Source organism: Streptomyces sp. NPDC006733, from assembly GCF_040636125.1.
GTDB lineage: Bacteria > Actinomycetota > Actinomycetes > Streptomycetales > Streptomycetaceae > Actinacidiphila.
Genome location: NZ_JBEYJD010000055.1, coordinates 19,583 through 35,915, shown reverse-complemented (window position 1 = coordinate 35,915; position 16,333 = coordinate 19,583). Strand labels below are relative to the sequence as shown.

13 protein-coding genes are annotated in these 16,333 nt (G+C 73.8%); 4 read left to right on the top strand and 9 right to left on the bottom strand.

The window, feature by feature from the left end; genetic code table 11:
* Positions 1 to 67: 67 nt before the first annotated feature.
* A complete protein-coding gene (locus tag ABZ721_RS34755) occupies positions 68 to 304 on the bottom strand; it encodes a hypothetical protein (RefSeq protein ID WP_358792789.1) in 237 nt (78 codons plus the stop codon).
* A 202-nt stretch (positions 305 to 506) separates the two neighbouring features.
* Between ABZ721_RS34755 and ABZ721_RS34750 the strand changes: the two genes are divergently transcribed.
* From ABZ721_RS34750 to ABZ721_RS34740, 3 genes are all read left to right on the top strand, one after another.
* Positions 507 to 1,670 (top strand): protein kinase, encoded by a 1,164-nt coding sequence (locus ABZ721_RS34750; protein ID WP_358792788.1) that lies wholly within the window; start codon positions 507 to 509, stop codon positions 1,668 to 1,670.
* A gap of 296 nt (positions 1,671 to 1,966) precedes the next feature.
* Positions 1,967 to 3,169 (top strand): acyl-CoA dehydrogenase family protein, encoded by a 1,203-nt coding sequence (locus ABZ721_RS34745; protein ID WP_358792787.1) that lies wholly within the window; start codon positions 1,967 to 1,969, stop codon positions 3,167 to 3,169.
* Entirely contained in the window at positions 3,166 to 4,341 is a 1,176-nt protein-coding gene (locus ABZ721_RS34740) for an acyl-CoA dehydrogenase family protein (protein ID WP_358792786.1), read from the top strand. The genes ABZ721_RS34745 and ABZ721_RS34740 overlap by 4 nt, the downstream gene beginning before the upstream one ends.
* A 370-nt stretch (positions 4,342 to 4,711) precedes the next feature.
* Here ABZ721_RS34740 and ABZ721_RS34735 read toward each other — a convergent pair whose 3' ends face one another.
* The 5 genes from ABZ721_RS34735 to ABZ721_RS34715 form a co-directional block, all read right to left on the bottom strand.
* On the bottom strand, positions 4,712 to 5,530 hold the full coding sequence (locus ABZ721_RS34735; RefSeq protein WP_358792785.1) for an RNA methyltransferase: 819 nt from the start codon (positions 5,528 to 5,530) through the stop codon (positions 4,712 to 4,714).
* A 73-nt stretch (positions 5,531 to 5,603) separates the two neighbouring features.
* On the bottom strand, positions 5,604 to 6,836 hold the full coding sequence (gene cobA, locus ABZ721_RS34730) for a uroporphyrinogen-III C-methyltransferase (protein ID WP_358792784.1): 1,233 nt from the start codon (positions 6,834 to 6,836) through the stop codon (positions 5,604 to 5,606).
* Positions 6,837 to 7,053: 217 nt separating this feature from the next.
* Positions 7,054 to 10,149 (bottom strand): nicotinate-nucleotide--dimethylbenzimidazole phosphoribosyltransferase, encoded by a 3,096-nt coding sequence (cobT, locus tag ABZ721_RS34725; protein ID WP_358792783.1) that lies wholly within the window; start codon positions 10,147 to 10,149, stop codon positions 7,054 to 7,056.
* Positions 10,150 to 10,410: 261 nt separating this feature from the next.
* Entirely contained in the window at positions 10,411 to 11,613 is a 1,203-nt protein-coding gene (gene cbiE / locus ABZ721_RS34720; protein WP_358792782.1) for a precorrin-6y C5,15-methyltransferase (decarboxylating) subunit CbiE, read from the bottom strand.
* Positions 11,614 to 11,746: 133 nt separating this feature from the next.
* Positions 11,747 to 12,394, bottom strand: coding sequence for a GNAT family N-acetyltransferase (locus tag ABZ721_RS34715; RefSeq protein ID WP_358792781.1), 648 nt, complete (start codon positions 12,392 to 12,394; stop codon positions 11,747 to 11,749).
* 186 nt (positions 12,395 to 12,580) lie between these two features.
* Between ABZ721_RS34715 and ABZ721_RS34710 the strand changes: the two genes are divergently transcribed.
* Complete coding sequence (locus ABZ721_RS34710; protein WP_358792780.1) at positions 12,581 to 13,372, top strand: class I SAM-dependent methyltransferase; 792 nt, start codon at positions 12,581 to 12,583, stop codon at positions 13,370 to 13,372.
* A gap of 55 nt (positions 13,373 to 13,427) precedes the next feature.
* Here the strand turns inward: ABZ721_RS34710 and ABZ721_RS34705 are convergent, their stop codons facing one another.
* From ABZ721_RS34705 to ABZ721_RS34695, 3 genes are read right to left on the bottom strand one after another with little or no spacing between them, the layout of a single operon-like run.
* On the bottom strand, positions 13,428 to 14,264 hold the full coding sequence (locus ABZ721_RS34705) for a MetQ/NlpA family ABC transporter substrate-binding protein (protein WP_358792779.1): 837 nt from the start codon (positions 14,262 to 14,264) through the stop codon (positions 13,428 to 13,430).
* 51 nt (positions 14,265 to 14,315) lie between these two features.
* Positions 14,316 to 15,047 carry a methionine ABC transporter permease gene (locus ABZ721_RS34700; protein WP_358792778.1) on the bottom strand — a complete coding sequence of 244 codons (732 nt, stop codon included), beginning with the start codon at positions 15,045 to 15,047 and terminating at the stop codon, positions 14,316 to 14,318.
* Positions 15,044 to 16,114, bottom strand: a complete 1,071-nt coding sequence (locus ABZ721_RS34695; RefSeq protein WP_358792777.1) for an ATP-binding cassette domain-containing protein — start codon at positions 16,112 to 16,114, stop codon at positions 15,044 to 15,046. Before ABZ721_RS34695 ends, ABZ721_RS34700 begins: the two co-directional genes overlap by 4 nt.
* Between the last annotated feature and the right edge of the window lie 219 nt (positions 16,115 to 16,333).

Below are 16,333 nucleotides of genomic sequence, written 5' to 3'. Positions count from 1 at the left end.
GGTGATCCCTGAGGGGGCTACCCCCATGGCCGAGCCGCCCGGCGGCCTCCGGTCATGCCTGGGCTTCTCATGCCTGGGCTTCGGTGTCGTCCCTCGGAACGGGTTGCTCCACCAGGGCGAGCACCCGGGTGGACATGAAGCGGGCGGTACGTACGACGGTGCCGTTGCGGGTGACTTCACTCACTTCCACCACGCCCCGGCGCACTGCGGTCTCGACCCGGCGGCCGGCCCGGGTGGCCACCACCTCATAGGTACGGGTGGTGTCCCCGGCATCCACGACTATCTCCACGCGATCACCTTTCACGGCGTCATTCCCCCTTGGCAGACGGACCGTTGGCGGTGCGGGCACGGCCGTTCCACCCCTTCGGAGCGGCCCGTTCCCACCTTTCAAGGATCTCACCCGGCACTGACAAATCCTCTTCCGGCGCATGCGCGGCCTATCGGTGCAACCGGGAGTTCAGTCCGTAAGCTGTGGACGTCCAACTGGCCAGGCAGCGGGGAAGAACATGGCGATGATGCGGCTCCGGCGCGAGGATCCGCGTGTCGTCGGCTCGTTCAGGCTGCATCGGCGGCTGGGCGCCGGCGGCATGGGTGTGGTGTACCTGGGCGCGGACAAGCGCGGCCAGCGGGTGGCATTGAAGGTGATCCGGCCGGAACTGGCGGAGGATCAGGAGTTCCGTTCGCGGTTCGCCCGCGAGGTCTCGGCCGCGCGCCGGATCCGCGGCGGCTGCACGGCGCGCCTGGTGGCCGCCGACCTGGACGCGGACCGCCCGTGGTTCGCGACCCAGTACGTGCCCGGCCCCTCGCTGCACGACAAGGTCGCCGAGGGCGGGACGCTGCAGGCGTCCGAGGTCGCCTCGATCGGCGCGGCGCTCGCCGACGGCCTGGTGGCGGTGCACGAGGCGGGGGTGGTCCACCGGGACCTCAAGCCCTCGAACATCCTGCTGTCGCCGAAGGGCCCGCGGATCATCGACTTCGGCATCGCGTGGTCGACGGGTGCGAGCACCCTGACGCACGTGGGGACGGCCGTCGGCTCCCCCGGCTTCCTCGCCCCCGAGCAGGTGCGCGGCGCGGCCGTCACGCCGGCGACCGACGTCTTCGCGTTCGGCGCGACCCTCGCGTACGCGGCCACCGCGGACTCACCGTTCGGGCAGGGCAGCTCCGAGGTGATGCTGTACCGGGTGGTGCACGAGGAGCCGGACCTGAGCGGGGTGCCGGACGCGCTCGCGCCGCTCGTCTACGCGTGCCTCGCGAAGGACCCCGCGGACCGGCCCAGCACCGTCCAGCTCTCCGAGCGGCTGGCCGAGATCGCGGCGCGCGAGGCGCGCGGGCTCGGCGCGCCCCGCCGCGAGGCGGTGCCGAAGGCGGCCGGCCCGCGCCCGGAGCGTCCCACCGGGCGGCGGGCCGAGGAGTACGCGCAGCAGCACACCGAGCGGCGCACGGCGGGCGGCACGGCGTCCACCGCCCGGCACACCGGCCGCACGCCGGTGCCGCGGCCCCCGGGCCAGCGCACCCCCGCACCCCGCACCCCGGCCCCGCGCACCCCCACCGGCCGCCGCCCCGGCCGCCCGGACCAGCGACTGCTGCGCCAGCGCCTGATCGTCTTCGTCATCGTGACGCTGCTGGCCGCGGCCTGCATCGCAGTGGCCCAGGGCGCCTGGCCCCACTGACCCGCTGGGCGCTCGGCCCTGGCGAGGCTGCCGACGCTTGGCCGCGAGCCTGCTGGGGCTCGGCCTGGGCGGGGTGCGCGGCCGCTGGGCGCTCGGCCGTGGCGGACCGCCGGCCGCAGGCCTGCTCTCTGGGATGCGGCACCGCGTTTCGCGGGGCTCGGCCCCGGGTGGCCGCGCCGGCCGGTTTTCTGCGGGACCACCCCGGAGGGGGTCTGGCGTAGGCGGCCTCGTATCGACTACGTTACCAAGCGCTTGCTTAGTCACGATGCGATGGATGAGCGGGAAGGACGCGGCGTATGACGAGCCAACCGGCGGGCACCCCCGACGAGGAGGGCCTGCGGCAGCGCGTGCGGGCACTGCTCGACGCGCACGACCCCGCCTCCACCGACCGCCTCACGTTCCTGCGGGCGCGGTTCGACGCCGGACTGGCGTGGGTGCACTACCCCGAGGGACTGGGCGGGCTCGGCGCCCGCCGCTCCCTGCAGGGGGTCGTGGAGGCCGCGTTCGCGGCCGCCGGCGCGCCCGACAACGAGCCGCGCCGGATCGGCATCGGCCTGGGCATGGCCGCCCCGACCGTCCTGACCTACGGCACCGACGAGCAGAAGGCGCGCTTCCTGCGCCCGCTGTGGACCGGCGAGGAGGTCTGGTGCCAGCTCTTCAGCGAGCCGGGCGCGGGCTCCGACCTGGCCTCGCTCGGCACCCGCGCGGTGCGGGACGGCGACGACTGGGTGGTGACGGGCCAGAAGGTCTGGACGTCCAACGCGCACAACGCGCGCTGGGCCATCCTCATCGCCCGCACCGACCCCGACCTGCCCAAGCACCGCGGCATCACCTACTTCGTCTGCGACATGACCGACCCCGGCGTCGAGGTCCGCCCGCTGCGCCAGATCACCGGCGAGGCCGAGTTCAACGAGGTCTTCCTGACCGGCGTCCGCATCCCGGACGCCCACCGGCTCGGCGCCGTCGGCGACGGCTGGCGCGTGGCGCAGACCACGCTCATGAACGAGCGGGTCGCGATCGGCGGCGCCGCCATCCCCCGCGAGGGCGGCATGATCGGCACCACCGCCGCCACCTGGCGCGAGCGGCCTGAGCTGCGCACTCCCGACCTGCACGACCGGCTGCTGCGCCTGTGGGTGGACTCCGAGGTCTCCCGGCTCACCGCGGAACGGGTCCGCCAGCAGTTGGCCGTCGGCGCGCCCGGCCCGGAGGGCTCCGGCCTGAAACTCGCCTTCGCCCGGCTGAACCAGCAGATCAGCGGCCTGGAGGTGGAACTCCTCGGCGAGGAGGGGCTGCGCTACGGCGACTGGACGATGACCCGGCCCGAGACCGTCGACTTCTTCGGACGGGACGCCGGCTACCGCTACCTGCGCGCCAAGGGCAACTCGATCGAGGGCGGCACGTCCGAGATCCTGCGCAACATCGTCTCCGAGCGGGTGCTCGGACTGCCGTCCGAGCCCCGCACCGACAAGGACGCCGCCTGGAAGGACCTTCCCCGATGAACCAGCCGTCGTCGCAGCTGTCGTCGCAGCCCGCCGCCCCTGACCTGCTCTACTCCGACGTCGAGGACGACCTGCGGTCCGCCGTGCGCGGCCTGCTGGCGGACCGCTGCCCGCCGACCGCGATCCTCGCCCGGATCGAGAGCGGCACCCCGTACGACCTGGAACTGTGGCGCGTGCTGGCCGCGGACATCGGCGTCGCGGGGCTGCTCGTACCGGAGGAGTTCGGCGGCCAGGGCGCGTCCGCCCGCGAGGCCGCGGTGGTCCTGGAGGAACTCGGCGGCGCGGCCGCCCCGGTGCCGTTCCTCGGCAGCGCGGTGCTCGCCACCTCGGCGCTGCTGGCCGCGCCCGGGGCGGCGGGGGCAGCGGGGGCAGCGGGGCCGCTGTTGAAGCGGCTCGCCTCCGGCGAGGCGACCGCGGCGCTGGCCGTGCCGCTGCCGACCGCGCCCGGCGCGGCGTTCCCGGCAGGTGTGCGGGTAGCCGCGGACGGCACGCTGAGCGGCCGGATCACCAGCGTCGGCGACGCCTCGGCCGCGGACGTGCTCGTCGTGCCGGCGGTCGGCCCCGACGGGCCCGGCCTGTACGAGGTCGCGGCCGACGCGGCCGGGGTCGGTGTCAAGGTGCCGGTGTCGCTGGACCTGACGCGGCCGATCGCGGACCTCAGCTTCGACGCGGTCGCCGCCCGGCTCCTCGTCGGCCCCGACGCGGCCGAGGCGGCGCTGCACGCCGCACTGCTCACCGGGGCGGGCCTGCTCGCCTCGGAGCAGCTGGGCATCGCCCAGTGGTGCCTCGACGAGACCGTGCGCTACCTGAAGGAGCGGCATCAGTTCGGCCGTCCCGTCGGGTCCTTCCAGTCGCTGAAGCACCGGCTCGCGGATCTCTGGCTGGAGGTCGTCTCGGCCCGCGCCGCCGCACGCAATGCCGCTGACGCGCTGGCGTCGGGGAGTTCCGATGTGGCGGTGGCGGTGGCCGTCGCCCAGGCGCACTGCGCCACGACGGCTGTGCACGCGGCGGAGGAGTGCGTGCAGTTGCACGGCGGGATCGGCATGACGTGGGAGCATCCCGCGCATCTCTATCTGAAGCGCGCCAAGGCGGACGAGATCGCGCTGGGGACGCCGGGGCGGCATCGGGCGGCGCTGGCGGAGCTGGTGGATCTGCCGGGCGCCGCTGGTTAGCCGGTGGTGGGGCGCACCGCCGTGGGTGGGGCGCACCGCCGTGGCTGGGGCGCACCGCCGTGGCTGGGGCGCACCGCCGTGGCTGGGGCGGGGACGCGGCGGGGCACCTCCTCGGCGCTCGAAAACCCGCAGACCGTCCGCACAGTGACGGTCGTGGATTCTCGTCGCCTGCGGGGGCACCCCGCCACGCCCCCTCCGGTCCGATGGGCGCCTGCCTGCCGGATACCGTGCCGACTCCAGCGGTAATGCATGCCGTGGGAGCCTGGAGCACTCCGCTGCGGACCTCTGGTTGGACGGGCCCATGTCAGGCGTAAGGCGGCCGCAGGCCCGTGCGTGGGGCGCCCCGGCGCCGCTCCCCCGGCGGACGGCCTCAGGCCGTGGGGCGGCCGGAGGCCACCGCGTAGAACGCCACCGCTGCCGCCGCGCCGACGTTCAGGGAGTCGACGCCGTGGGCCATCGGGATGCGGACCCACTCGTCGGCGGCGACCAGGGCCTGGGTGGAGAGGCCGTCGCCCTCCGCGCCGAGGAGCAGGGCGACGCGCTCCAGGCGGTGCGGGGCGGCCTCGTCGATGTCGGTGGCCTTGTCTGCCGGGGTGAGGGCGAGCAGCTTGAAGCCGGCCTCGCGCACCGTCTCCAGGTCGCGGGGCCAGCTGTCGAGGCGGGCGTACGGCACGGAGAAGACCGCGCCCATGGAGACCTTGACGGAGCGTCGGTAGAGCGGGTCGGCGCAGTCCGGGGAGAGCAGCACGGCGTCCATGCCGAGCGCCGCGGCGCTGCGGAAGATCGCGCCGATGTTGGTGTGGTCGTTCACCGACTCCATGACGACGATGCGGCGGGCCGTGCCCAGCAGGTCGTCCGCCTCCGGCAGCGGCTTGCGGCCCATGGACGCGAGCGCGCCGCGGTGCACGTGGTAGCCGGTGACCTGCTCGGCGAGTTCCGGGCTCACCGCGTACACCGGCGCCGGCACCTCGTCGATGACGTCGCGCATGACGTCGACCCACTTGGCCGACAGGAGCATGGACCGCATGCGGTATCCGGCGAGCCGGGCTCGCCGGATCACCTTCTCGCCCTCCGCGATGAACAGCCCTTCGGCGGGCTCGCGGCGGCGCCGCAGCTCGACGTCGGTCAGTGACACGTAGTCATGGAGGCGCGGGTCGTCCGGGTCGTCGATCGTGATGAGCTCAGCCACAGGCTGATACTGCCCTGTCCCGAGACACATGCCAACGCCGGGGTGGCCACGTTGGCCGGTACCCGTCGGGGTCTCAGCCGCGCAGGGCCCGGCCCACGGTGACGACGTCGCCGATGACGATGACGGCCGGAGGCCTGATCTCGGTCTCGGTGACCACCTGGGCGACGGTGGCCAGGGTGGCGTCCACGCGTCGCTGGGTGGCCATGGTGCCCTCCTGGACGACGGCGACCGGGGTGTCGGCGGAGCGGCCGTGCCGTACGAGGGCGGTGGCGATGGCGCCGATCCGCTCGACGGCCATGAGCAGCACGAGCGTGCCGCGCAGCTTGGCGAGCGCCTCCCAGTCGACGAGGGAGCGCGGGTCCTCGGGGGCGACGTGGCCGCTGACGACGGTGAACTCGTGGGCGACGCCCCGGTGGGTCACCGGGATGCCGGCGGCGCCCGGCACGCTGATGGAGCTGGAGATGCCGGGGACGATCGTGCAGGCGATGCCCGCCTCGGCGAGCGCCTCGGCCTCCTCCATGCCGCGCCCGAAGACGAACGGGTCGCCGCCCTTGAGCCGGACCACGGCCTTGCCGGCCCTGGCGTGCTCGATCAGCGCGTTGTTGATCGCCTCCTGGGCCATGAAGCGGCCGTAGGGGATCTTGGCCGCGTCGATCACCTCGACGTGCGGCGGGAGTTCGTCGAGCAGGTCGCGCGGGCCGAGCCGGTCGGCGATGACCACGTCGGCCTCGGCGAGCAGGCGCCGGCCGCGCACCGTGATCAGGTCCGGGTCGCCGGGGCCGCCGCCGACGAGTGCCACGCCGGGGGTCCGCTCGCGGTGCCGGGGGGCGACCAGCGTGCCGTCGCGCAGGCCCTCGACGACCGCGTCGCGCACGGCGGCGGAGCGGCGCGGGTCGCGGCCGGTGAGGACGGCGACGGTCACGCCCTCGCTGCGTCCGGTGGCCGGGGTCCAGGCGGTCGCGGCCTCGGCGTCGTCGCTGCGCACGCACCAGACGCGGCGGGCCTCGGCCTCCGCGGACGCGGCGGTGTTGGCCGCCGTGTCGGTGGTGGCGATCAGCGCGTACCAGGCGTCCGCGAGGTCGCCCTCCTGGTAGGCGCGGCGCTCCCAGCGCAGCTCGCCCGCGTCGGCCATGGCCTCGACGGAAGGGGTCGCCGACGGTGACACGAGCACGATGTCGGCCCCCGCCGACACCAGCGCCGGCAGCCTGCGCTGGGCGACGGTACCGCCGCCGAGGACGACGACGCGCCGCCCGGTCAGCCGCAGTCCGACGGGGTAGGCGGGAGCGTCGTTGCGGTCGTCGGCCATGGCTGTACGGCTCCCTTGAGGGCGAAAGTTGCTGCCGCTGCTCCCTTGGAGCGGCTGTGGTGGGGCCGCCGGGCCCCTGGGGCAAACCTTACGGTCCGACACCCCCCGACCGCAGCGCCCAAGATCACACCCTGCGCTTTCCGGCCGGGCGGGCAGCGCCCGCTGAGGGGCCGGCCGGCTCGCGGCCGGGCCGGCCCCTCAGCGGGCGCGAAGGGCGTCAGCCCTTCTCGGTGACTCCCGCGGAGTCGAACGTCGCGACCTCGTGCATGACGCGCGCGGCGCTCTGTACCAGCGGCAGCGCCAGCAGCGCGCCCGTGCCCTCGCCCAGCCGCAGGTCCAGGTCGATCAGCGGGCGCAGGCCCAGCTTGGTGAGGGCCGCGACGTGGCCCGGCTCGGCGCTGCGGTGGCCCGCGATGCACGCGGCCAGCACCTCGGGGGCGATGGCGCGGGCGACGAGCGCGGCCGCGCCGGCGCTGACGCCGTCGAGGATCACCGGGGTGCGCAGCGCCGCGGCGCCGAGCAGCAGGCCGACCATGGCGGCGTGCTCCAGGCCGCCGATGGCCTCCAGGACGCCGATCGGGTCGGCCGGGTCCGGGCGGTGCAGGTCCAGCGCGCGGCGGACGACGTCGATCTTGCGGGCGTGCATCTCGTCGTTGATGCCGGTGCCGCGTCCGGTCACCTCGGCCGGGTCCTGGCCGGTGTAGACCGAGATGAGCGCGGCGGAGGTGGTGGTGTTGGCGATGCCCATCTCGCCGGTGAGCAGCGCCTTGTTGCCGGCCGCGACCAGGTCGCGGGCGGTCTCGATGCCGACCTCGATGGCGCGCAGCACCTCGTCGCGGGTCATGGCGGGCCCGGCGGTGAAGTCCGCGGTGCCGTGCCGGACCTTGCGGGGCAGCAGCCCCGGGGTGCTGGGGAGCTCCGACGCCACGCCGACGTCGATGACGCAGACCTCGGCGCCGACCTGGTTGGCGAACGCGTTGCAGACCGCGCCGCCGCCGAGGAAGTTGGCGACCATCTGGCCGGTGACCTCCTGCGGCCAGGACGTGACGCCCTGGGCGTGCACCCCGTGGTCGCCGGCGAAGATCGCGACGGCCGCGGGCTCCGGGATCGGCGGCGGGCACTGCCGGGACAGGCCGCTGAGCTGCGCGGAGATGATCTCCAGCATGCCGAGCGCGCCGGCCGGCTTCGTCATCCGCTTCTGCCGCTCCCAGGCCTCGCCGAGCGCCTTGGCGTCCAGCGGGCGGATGCCCCGCAGGGTCTCCTCCAGCAGGTCGTGCGGCTCCTCGCCGGGCAGCGCCCGGTTGCCGTACTCCTCCTCGTGGACCACCCAGGACAGCGGGCGCCGCTGCGACCAGCCGGCCTGCATCAGCTCGGGCTCTTCGGGGAACTCGTCGACGTAGCCGATGCACAGGTACGCGACGACCTCGAGGTGCTCGGGCAGCCCCAGCTCGCGGACCATCTGGCGCTCGTCGAAGAAGCTGACCCAGCCGACGCCGAGCCCTTCGGCACGGGCGGCGAGCCACAGGTTCTCGACCGCGAGGGCGGAGGAGTACGGGGCCATCTGCGGCTGGGTGTGCCGGCCGAGGGTGTGCCGGCCGCCGCGCGTCGGGTCGGCGGTGACGACGATGTTGACCGGGGTGTCGAGGATCGCCTCGATCTTCAGCTCGCGGAACTGCTTGGCGCGGGCCTTCGGCAGCGACTTGGCGTACGCGTCGCGCTGCTCGTTGGCCAGTTCGTGCATGCGCTCGCGCGTCTTGGCGGAGCGGATGACGACGAAGTCCCAGGGCTGCGAGTGGCCGACGCTGGGGGCGGTGTGGGCCGCCTCCAGGACGCGGAGCAGCACCTCGTGCGGGATGGGGTCGTCGCGGAAGCCGTTGCGGATGTCCCGGCGTTCGCGGATCACCCGGTGGACGGCGTCCCGGACGGCGGGTTCGTACCCGTCGGCGGCGGGCTGCCGCACGGGCGGCTCGGGGGCCTCGGCGGGGACCTCGGCCGGGATCACCTCGGCCGGCTCGGCGGGGAGTTCGGCCGCGACCGGCGGGGCGGGTGCGGGCGGCTGCTCGGCCGCGATCGGCGCGGGCAGCACGACGGCCTGCTCCTGGACGGGGGCCGGCGGCGCCGGGACCTGCGGTGCGGACGGCTCCGGGGCCGGCACCTCCAGGGCGGCGATCGGCTCGGGCAGCGCGTCCGGCAGGACGTACGGCTCCGCCGGGAGCGGCGCGGGAGCCGGCGGGGTGACCGTTTCGGCGGGGGCCTCGGCGGGCTGCTCCGCGACCACGACCGGCTCGGCGACCGGCTCGGCGACGGGCTCCGGCTCGACGGGGGCGGCGACTTCGGCGGCCGGGGCGGGTTCGGCCTCGACCGGCGGCGCCACGGCGGCCGGTGCGGGCTGCGCGGGCGGCTCGGCGTCCGGGACGGGAGCGGCCACGGGCGGCGCCTCCGCCACCTCCTGGGCCGGGACGGCCGGCGGCCGCACCGGCTCCTGGTGCTCGGAGTCCTGGACGGGGGCCGGCTGCTCGACGGGCTGCGGCTGGACCGGTTCGGGCGCGGGCGCCGCCGCGACGATGACCGGCGGGAGGTCGTGCTGCTGCGCCGCCGACGGCCACGCGCTGCCCTGGACGGGCGTGCCCGGCTGGACGCCGGCTGGCGGCTCGGGGGCCTCGCCGTTCTGCTGGGCGGGGATCGCGGCGGAGTCGCTGTGCGGCACGTCCAGGTACTCGGGTCCCGCGGTGGCCGGGCCGCCGGTCGCGCGGAGCGGGGCGGGCGCCGGGGCCTGGGCCGTCGCCGGGCCGCGGTCGGCCAGCGAGCGGACGGAGACACCGCTGGAGGCCGGGTCCGGCATCGGCGGGCCCATGTGCAGCGGCCGCCGGGGCGGCGCGGGCGCCGGTTCGGCGGCCGGCTCGGGCTCCGGGGCGGCGGCGGGCTGCTCGGGCGGCGCCAGCCGGACCGTCCCGTACTCGAAGGATCCGGAGTCGCGTCCCGCGGACTCGTGGGTCTCGTGCCCCTCGCCGTTGAGGGGAGGCACGACGACCTCGGGCTGCGGCGGGACGGGCTGGGGGTCGCTCCAGGAGCCCTGCAGACTGGGCATCAGGAGCAGGTCCTCGTCGTCGTCGACGGGTGCCTCGGGGGCGCCCGACGGGTCGAGGTAGGTGTACGCGGGAGCGCCGTCGCCGCTCAGTGCGTCCGTTCCCCAACTGGGAGCGGTCGGTTGGTGAGCGGCGCTGCCGTGCAGATCGGCGGGCGGCTGCGGAGCCGCTTCCCCGACTGCGTTCTCCGGCAGTCCCTCGCCCGGGACCTGGCCGGTGTCAGTCATGCGTGCCCCTCGCCCATCGGTATCGCTCCTTCCAACGCCGCGCCGCGCACACTGTCCGCACCCCGGCCGAAAGCTCCGGAAAGCAGGAAATGCGGCGCGTCGGCACCGCGTGTGCTGTCCGGCGGCGACGGATGACCAGCGGATCGAAAACTGTTCGATCCGTCAACGCACGACGACGGCACAACGATCCGCCAGCCTACCGCGCGCCTGCCGGAGGACCGGCCAAGGGTCCACAGTGCGGGCGGACAGCGGGGCCCGCCGTCACCTGCGGTGGCCGCACAGAGCGAAGGTGACGAGGCGTTCGCGTTCCGCCCAGCCGGAATCAAGTTCGACGGTCTGCAGCAGGGCGCGTTCGACGTCGTAGCCGCCGTCCTCCAGGGCCCGGCTGACCGCCTCCGCCTCGTCCCGGTTGCCCGCGCTCGCGACGATGCGCTCCGGGCGCCGGGCGGCGCACGCCGTCACGACCTCCGCGTCTCCCCCGCCGATCCGGATCACGTCGGGCTCGGGGAGGTCCTCCAGCGCCTGCGGCGCGGTGCCGTGAACGACCTGCAGCTGGACGCCGAAGCGGCGGCCGGCGGCGGTGATCCAGTCGCAGGCGTCCGCGTCGCTGTCCACCGCGATGACGGCCGCGCCGAAGCGGGCGGCCTCCACGGCGAAGGCCCCGTCGGCGGAGCCGATGTCCCAGACCAGGTCGCCGGTGCGCGGGCCGAGGCGGGCGAGTTGCAGGGCCCGCAGCTGGTGCGAGCCGTCGCCGCCGTACTCCGAGGACGGCAGGCCCCAGCCGCGCACGTCGCCGGGGAACGCCGGGTCGCGGCCGGCGATCCAGCCGCTGCGGCCGGCGACCGCCGGGTCGCGCGAGGTGATCCCGCCGACGACCAGCACGACGTTGGGGTCGCGCCAGACGTGGTCGGCGACCTTGTCCGAGGTCAGGACGCTGACCTGTTCCTGCTCGGTGCCCAGCGCCTCGCAGATGACGAAGGTGCGGTGCACGCCGTCGAGCAGCAGGGCGAGTTCCGCGGGGCCGGCGCCGGGCGCGGTCAGCACGGCGACCTTGGGGTAGGCGCGGCAGACGTTCACCGCGCGCCGCAGCGAGCGGCTGTGCGCGACGACGACGCGGGCGTCCTCCCACGGCATGCCGGCCAGTGCGAAGGCCCGCGCGACGGAGGAGACGCCGGGCACGACCTCGATCTCCAGGCCGTGCTCCGGGTCGCGCAGGGCGCGCACGACGCCGAAGAAGCCGGGGTCGCCGTCGGCCAGGACGACGGCGGTGCCGCGGTGCTTGGCGATCCGGCGGGCGGCGAGGTCGATGCTACCGAGCACGATCCGCTCGGCGGCCTCCGGTACGTACGGGAGGTCCAGATGGCGGCGGGTGCCGGCCACCAGCGTGGCTGCGGTGAGCGCCGACAGCGCGGCTTCGGACGGCGGCGAGCCGTCCCACCCGATCACGGTGACCCGGTCGGCCATGTCGTCAGTCTCCTGGGCGTGGTCGCGGTCGGTGTCCGGGCGTGGTCGCGCTCCCGGGAAAGCACAGTACCCCGGGACCGGATCTTGGCCGACGACGGCGCCGACACGGTCGCGGTGGTGCCTGCAGGGTCGTTTACTCCCAGTCGGCGAAGGCCGTGTACCCCTCGTCGCCGGAGGCCCGGCCGGGCAGCACGTCCAGGTCCTCGGGGAGCAGGCTCCACACGATCAGGTCGGTGCGGATCTCCGCCCACCGGCCGCCCGGGTCCTCCTCGGGCCGGCTGCGCACTATGCCGGCGTTGCGCAGCACGCCTTCGCTGATGCAGCCGATCTTCTGGGCGACCTGCTGGGAGGCGGTGTTGTCGGCGGCGATGCGCAGTTCGAGGCGTTCGAACTTCTGGTCGTCGAAGAGCCACTGGGTCACGGCGAGCACCGACTCCGAGGCGTAGCCCTCACCGCGTGCCCAGGGGGCGGTCATGTAGCCGATCTCGCTGCTGCGGATGCGCCAGTCGGTGTTCTGCAGGTGGACGGTGCCCACCAGCCGCTGGGTGAGGAACTCGGTGACGGCGAAGACGATGCCGCGGCCCTCGGTGCGCTCCGCCGGTGCGATCCGGGTGGCGAAGGCGCGCGCGTCGTCCTCGGAGTACGGCTGGGCGACGGAGGTCCAGGCGATGACCAGCTCATCGTTCATCATCTCCGCGAGGGCGGGGATGTCGGCCTCCTCGTAGGGGCGCAGCACCAGCCGCTCCGTACTGATGGAGATGTCCGGAAAGGTGGAGGTCATTCGCTGCTCCGTAACCAGGGCATGTGTGGAGAGCACAGCATGCAGCATCGGCCGCGACATTCGCAGAGCGGGCTCGCGGAACCGTTCATGGGAGCCCTGATCCGTGAACGCCCTTCCAGAGTAGGCCGTATGACGATCGGGGCGGGGAGCGGCCGGCGTCATCCGACCCTGCTAGCGTCTGGCCGCGTGACATTGCACCACGCAGCAGGAGTCGGATCGCAGCGGGCCGCGGGTTTGTACGAGCGCTCCCGCCCCTCGTACCCCATGGCCGCGCTCGCCGCGCTGGCGGACGCCCTGCCGTTGCAGGCGGGCCGGACGGCCGTCGATCTCGGGGCGGGCACGGGCAAGTTCACCCGCCTGCTGGCGCTGACCGGGGCCGAGGTGCTGGCCGTGGAGCCGGTGCCGGAGATGCGCGAACGGCTGGCCGCGCTGCTGCCCGGCGTGGTCGTGACGGCGGGTACCGCGGAGGCGACGGGGCTGCCGGACGGGTGCGCGGACGCGGTCGTGGCGGCGCAGTCCTGGCACTGGTTCCAGGAGACGGACGCGCTGGACGAGGTGGAGCGGCTGCTGCGGCCGGGCGGGGCGCTGGCCCTGGTGTGGAACACGTACGACACCTCGGTGCCGTGGGTGCGCGACTTCCAGGACATCTTCTTCCGGCTGGCGCCGCACGACCTGCCGAGCCCGCCGCTGGCGTCCAACATCGGGGATCCGGACCACCGGTGGCGCCGGTCCTTCGAAGAGCGGCCGGGCTGGGGCCGGGTGCACGAGCGGCACTGGCCCAACCCGCACTCCACGAGCGTCGAGGACGTCGTCGAGCGGATGATGTCGTCCAGCCACATCGCGGTGCTGGACGCGGCCGAGCAGGAGCGGGTGCGGGCCGACCTGGAGTCGCTGCTCGGCGCGCACGAGGCGACCCGGCGCGGCGGCGACATCGAGATGCCCTACATGACGGACGTGTACTGGGTGCGGCGCCGGTAGGACGCACCGCACCCCGGTCGCCGGGTCGGCGGCCGGGGTGCGGGGGGGCCGGGTGTCAGGCGGGCTTGCCGAAGGCCGGGACGACCGAGCCGTGGTACTTGGTCTCGATGAACTTCTTGACCTCGTCGGAGTTGAGGAGCTTGGCGAGCTTCACGACGCGCGGGTCGTTCTGCTTGCCCTCCTTGACCGCCAGGAAGTTGGCGTAAGGGTTGTTCGCGGCCTGCTCCAGGGCGAGGGTGCCCTTGGCCGGGTCGAGCTTGGCACCGAGCGCCACGTTGCCGTTGATGACGGCGGCGGCCACGTCCGGCAGCTGGCTGGGCAGCAGCTCCGCCTTGGCGTCCTTGAACTTCAGGCCCTTGGCGTCGGCGATGTCCTGGAGGCTGGCGTTGGCGCCGACCCCGGCCTTGAGGGTGATCAGGCCCTTGGAGGCGATCAGCTGCAGCGCGCGGCCCTGGTTGGTCGTGTCGCTGGGCACGGCGATGGTGTCGCCGGACTTGATGTCGGCGAGCGTCCTGGCCTTGCCCGGGTAGAGGCCGAGCGGTTCGAGCTCGACGTTCACGACCGGCACGATGTGCGTCTTGTTCTTGGCGTTGAAGTCGTCCAGGTACGGCTTGTGCTGGAAGAAGTTGGCGCCGACCTCGCCGTTCTCGGTGGCGGTGTTCGGTATGACGTAGTCGTCGAACTCCTTCACCTCCAGCTTCAGTCCGGCCTTCTCCGCCAGGTTGTCCTTGACGAACTTCAGGATGTCGGCGTGCGGCACGGGGCTCGCGGCGACGACCAGCGCGTCGTTCTCGCCGTCCTTCTGGGTCGGGTTGGAGGCGCACGCGCTCAGGCCCAGGGAGAGGGCTCCGGCGGCCAGCACAGCGGTGGTGATCTTGGTGGTGTTACGCACGAAAAGTGCCTCTTTCTCAGTGGTTGGTACGGGCCGGAGGGGTCCGGCGGGTCAGGAGGTCTCGGTGGTCCGCGCGACGCGGGCGCCGCGCAGCAGGCGCGGGCCGGTGGCGCCGGAGGTCCGCCCGCCGCGGCGGGCGAGGGCGCGGGCGGTCAGGTCGCCGGCCAGCTGCACGAGGGTGACCAGCGCGATCAGCAGCACGATCGTGGCGACCATGACCTTGTTCTCGAAGCGCTGGTAGCCGTAGGTCCACGCCAGGTTGCCCAGGCCGCCGGCGGAGATCGTGCCGGCCATCGCCGAGTAGCCGACGAGGGCGATGACGGTGGTGGTGAGGCCGGAGACCAGCGACGGCAGCGACTCGGGCAGCAGCGCCTTGACGACCACGGTGCGGGTGTTGCCGCCCATCGCGTGGACCGCTTCGACGAGGCCGGGGTCCACCTCGCGGATCGAGGTCTCCACGAGCCGCGCGAAGAACGGGATCGCGCCGACGGAGAGCATCACCACGGCGGCGTTGAGGCCGAACGCGGCCCCGACGAGCCAGCGGGTGAACGGGATCAGCGCGACCATCAGGATGATGAACGGCAGCGAGCGCGTGATGTTCACGACGACGCCGGTCACCTTGTTCACCACGACGTTCTGCAGCAGGCCGCCCCGGCCGGTGAGCACCAGGAGCACGCCCAGCGGCAGCCCGACCGCGGCGGTGATCACGGTGGACCAGCCCACCATGTAGAGCGTTTCCCAACAGGCCGTCGTGAGCAGCGGCTGTATCTCGTCCCAGGTCATTTCACGGTCTCCTTCACACGCGCAGCGGCGGTCCGCGCCACCTCGACCTGGATGCCCTGCTCGCGCAGGAAGCCGATCGGTACGACGTTGTCCTCGAACGGGCCCGGCAGTTCGATCCGCATCCGGCCGATCTGCCGGCCGGCGATGGTCTCGATGGCGGCACCCAGGATCGACACGTCCACGTTGTAGGTGCGCGCCAGCTGGGAGACGACCGGCTCGGTCGCGTTCTCGCCGTGGAAGGTGAGGTCGACGACGGTGCGGTCGGGCCCCGACGGCTCGCCGCCGACCGGGAACAGCTCGTGGGCGAGTTCGGAGCCGGGGGTGGCGAGCAGCTCGGCGACGGTGCCGGACTCCACGACGCGGCCGTTCTTCATCAGCGCGGCCGAGTCGCAGATCGCCTTGACGACGTCCATCTCGTGCGTGATGAGCAGCACGGTCAGCCCCAGCTGCTGGTTGAGGTCGCGCAGCAGTTGCAGGATGGAGCGGGTGGTCTCGGGGTCGAGCGCCGAGGTGGCCTCGTCGGAGAGCAGCACCTTGGGGTCGCCGGCGAGCGCGCGGGCGATGCCGACGCGCTGCTTCTGGCCGCCGGACAGCTGCGCGGGGTAGGCGCGGGCCTTGTCGGCGAGGCCGACGAGGTCCAGCAGTTCCAGGGCCTTGCGGGAGCGCTCCTTGCCGGAGACGCCGAGGATCTCCAGCGGCAGCTCGACGTTGCCCTGCACGGTGCGCGAGGCCAGCAGGTTGAAGTGCTGGAAGACCATGCCGATGCCGCTGCGGGCGGCGCGCAGCGCCGCTCCGGCCCGGTCGGTACGGCCGCCGAGCGCGGTCAGGTCCTGCCCGGCGACCTTGACGGTGCCCGAGGTGGGGCGCTCGAGGAGGTTGACGCAGCGGATGAGGGTGGACTTGCCGGCGCCGCTCTGTCCGACGACGCCGTAGACCTCGCCTTCGCGGACGTGCAGATCGACGCCGTCCAGGGCGGTGATCTCGCGGTCGCGCGAGTGGTAGACCTTCTTCAGGTCCGTGGTGGTGATCACAGGGGTATCCGTCACTGTCGAGTGCGCGGCGGGCATACCACCACGCAAGGGGCATTCTTCTCGGATCGCGGCACGGATCGGCCCGTCGGGGGCCAAGCGGAGATCAGCGGCAGGAAGAAGGAGTCGCTGGAACCACAGGTGACGCGGGGCTGAGCCCTTCGCTAGTCACACATTCGACACATACAACGAACACCGGGCGTGGTCGCCTCGGTCGCGCGGCAGCGGCTGTTCGTCGTGGTCATGAGATCCAGTAAA

Coding starts and splice junctions, on each gene's coding strand:
- ABZ721_RS34750 (WP_358792788.1), top strand. CDS start 507: ATGGCGATGATGCGGCTCCGGCGCGAGGATCCGCGTGTCGTCGGCTCG.
- ABZ721_RS34745 (WP_358792787.1), top strand. CDS start 1,967: ATGACGAGCCAACCGGCGGGCACCCCCGACGAGGAGGGCCTGCGGCAG.
- ABZ721_RS34740 (WP_358792786.1), top strand. CDS start 3,166: ATGAACCAGCCGTCGTCGCAGCTGTCGTCGCAGCCCGCCGCCCCTGAC.
- cobA (WP_358792784.1), bottom strand. CDS start 6,836: ATGGCCGACGACCGCAACGACGCTCCCGCCTACCCCGTCGGACTGCGG.
- cobT (WP_358792783.1), bottom strand. CDS start 10,149: ATGACTGACACCGGCCAGGTCCCGGGCGAGGGACTGCCGGAGAACGCA.
- cbiE (WP_358792782.1), bottom strand. CDS start 11,613: ATGGCCGACCGGGTCACCGTGATCGGGTGGGACGGCTCGCCGCCGTCC.
- ABZ721_RS34715 (WP_358792781.1), bottom strand. CDS start 12,394: ATGACCTCCACCTTTCCGGACATCTCCATCAGTACGGAGCGGCTGGTG.
- ABZ721_RS34700 (WP_358792778.1), bottom strand. CDS start 15,047: ATGACCTGGGACGAGATACAGCCGCTGCTCACGACGGCCTGTTGGGAA.
- ABZ721_RS34695 (WP_358792777.1), bottom strand. CDS start 16,114: ATGCCCGCCGCGCACTCGACAGTGACGGATACCCCTGTGATCACCACC.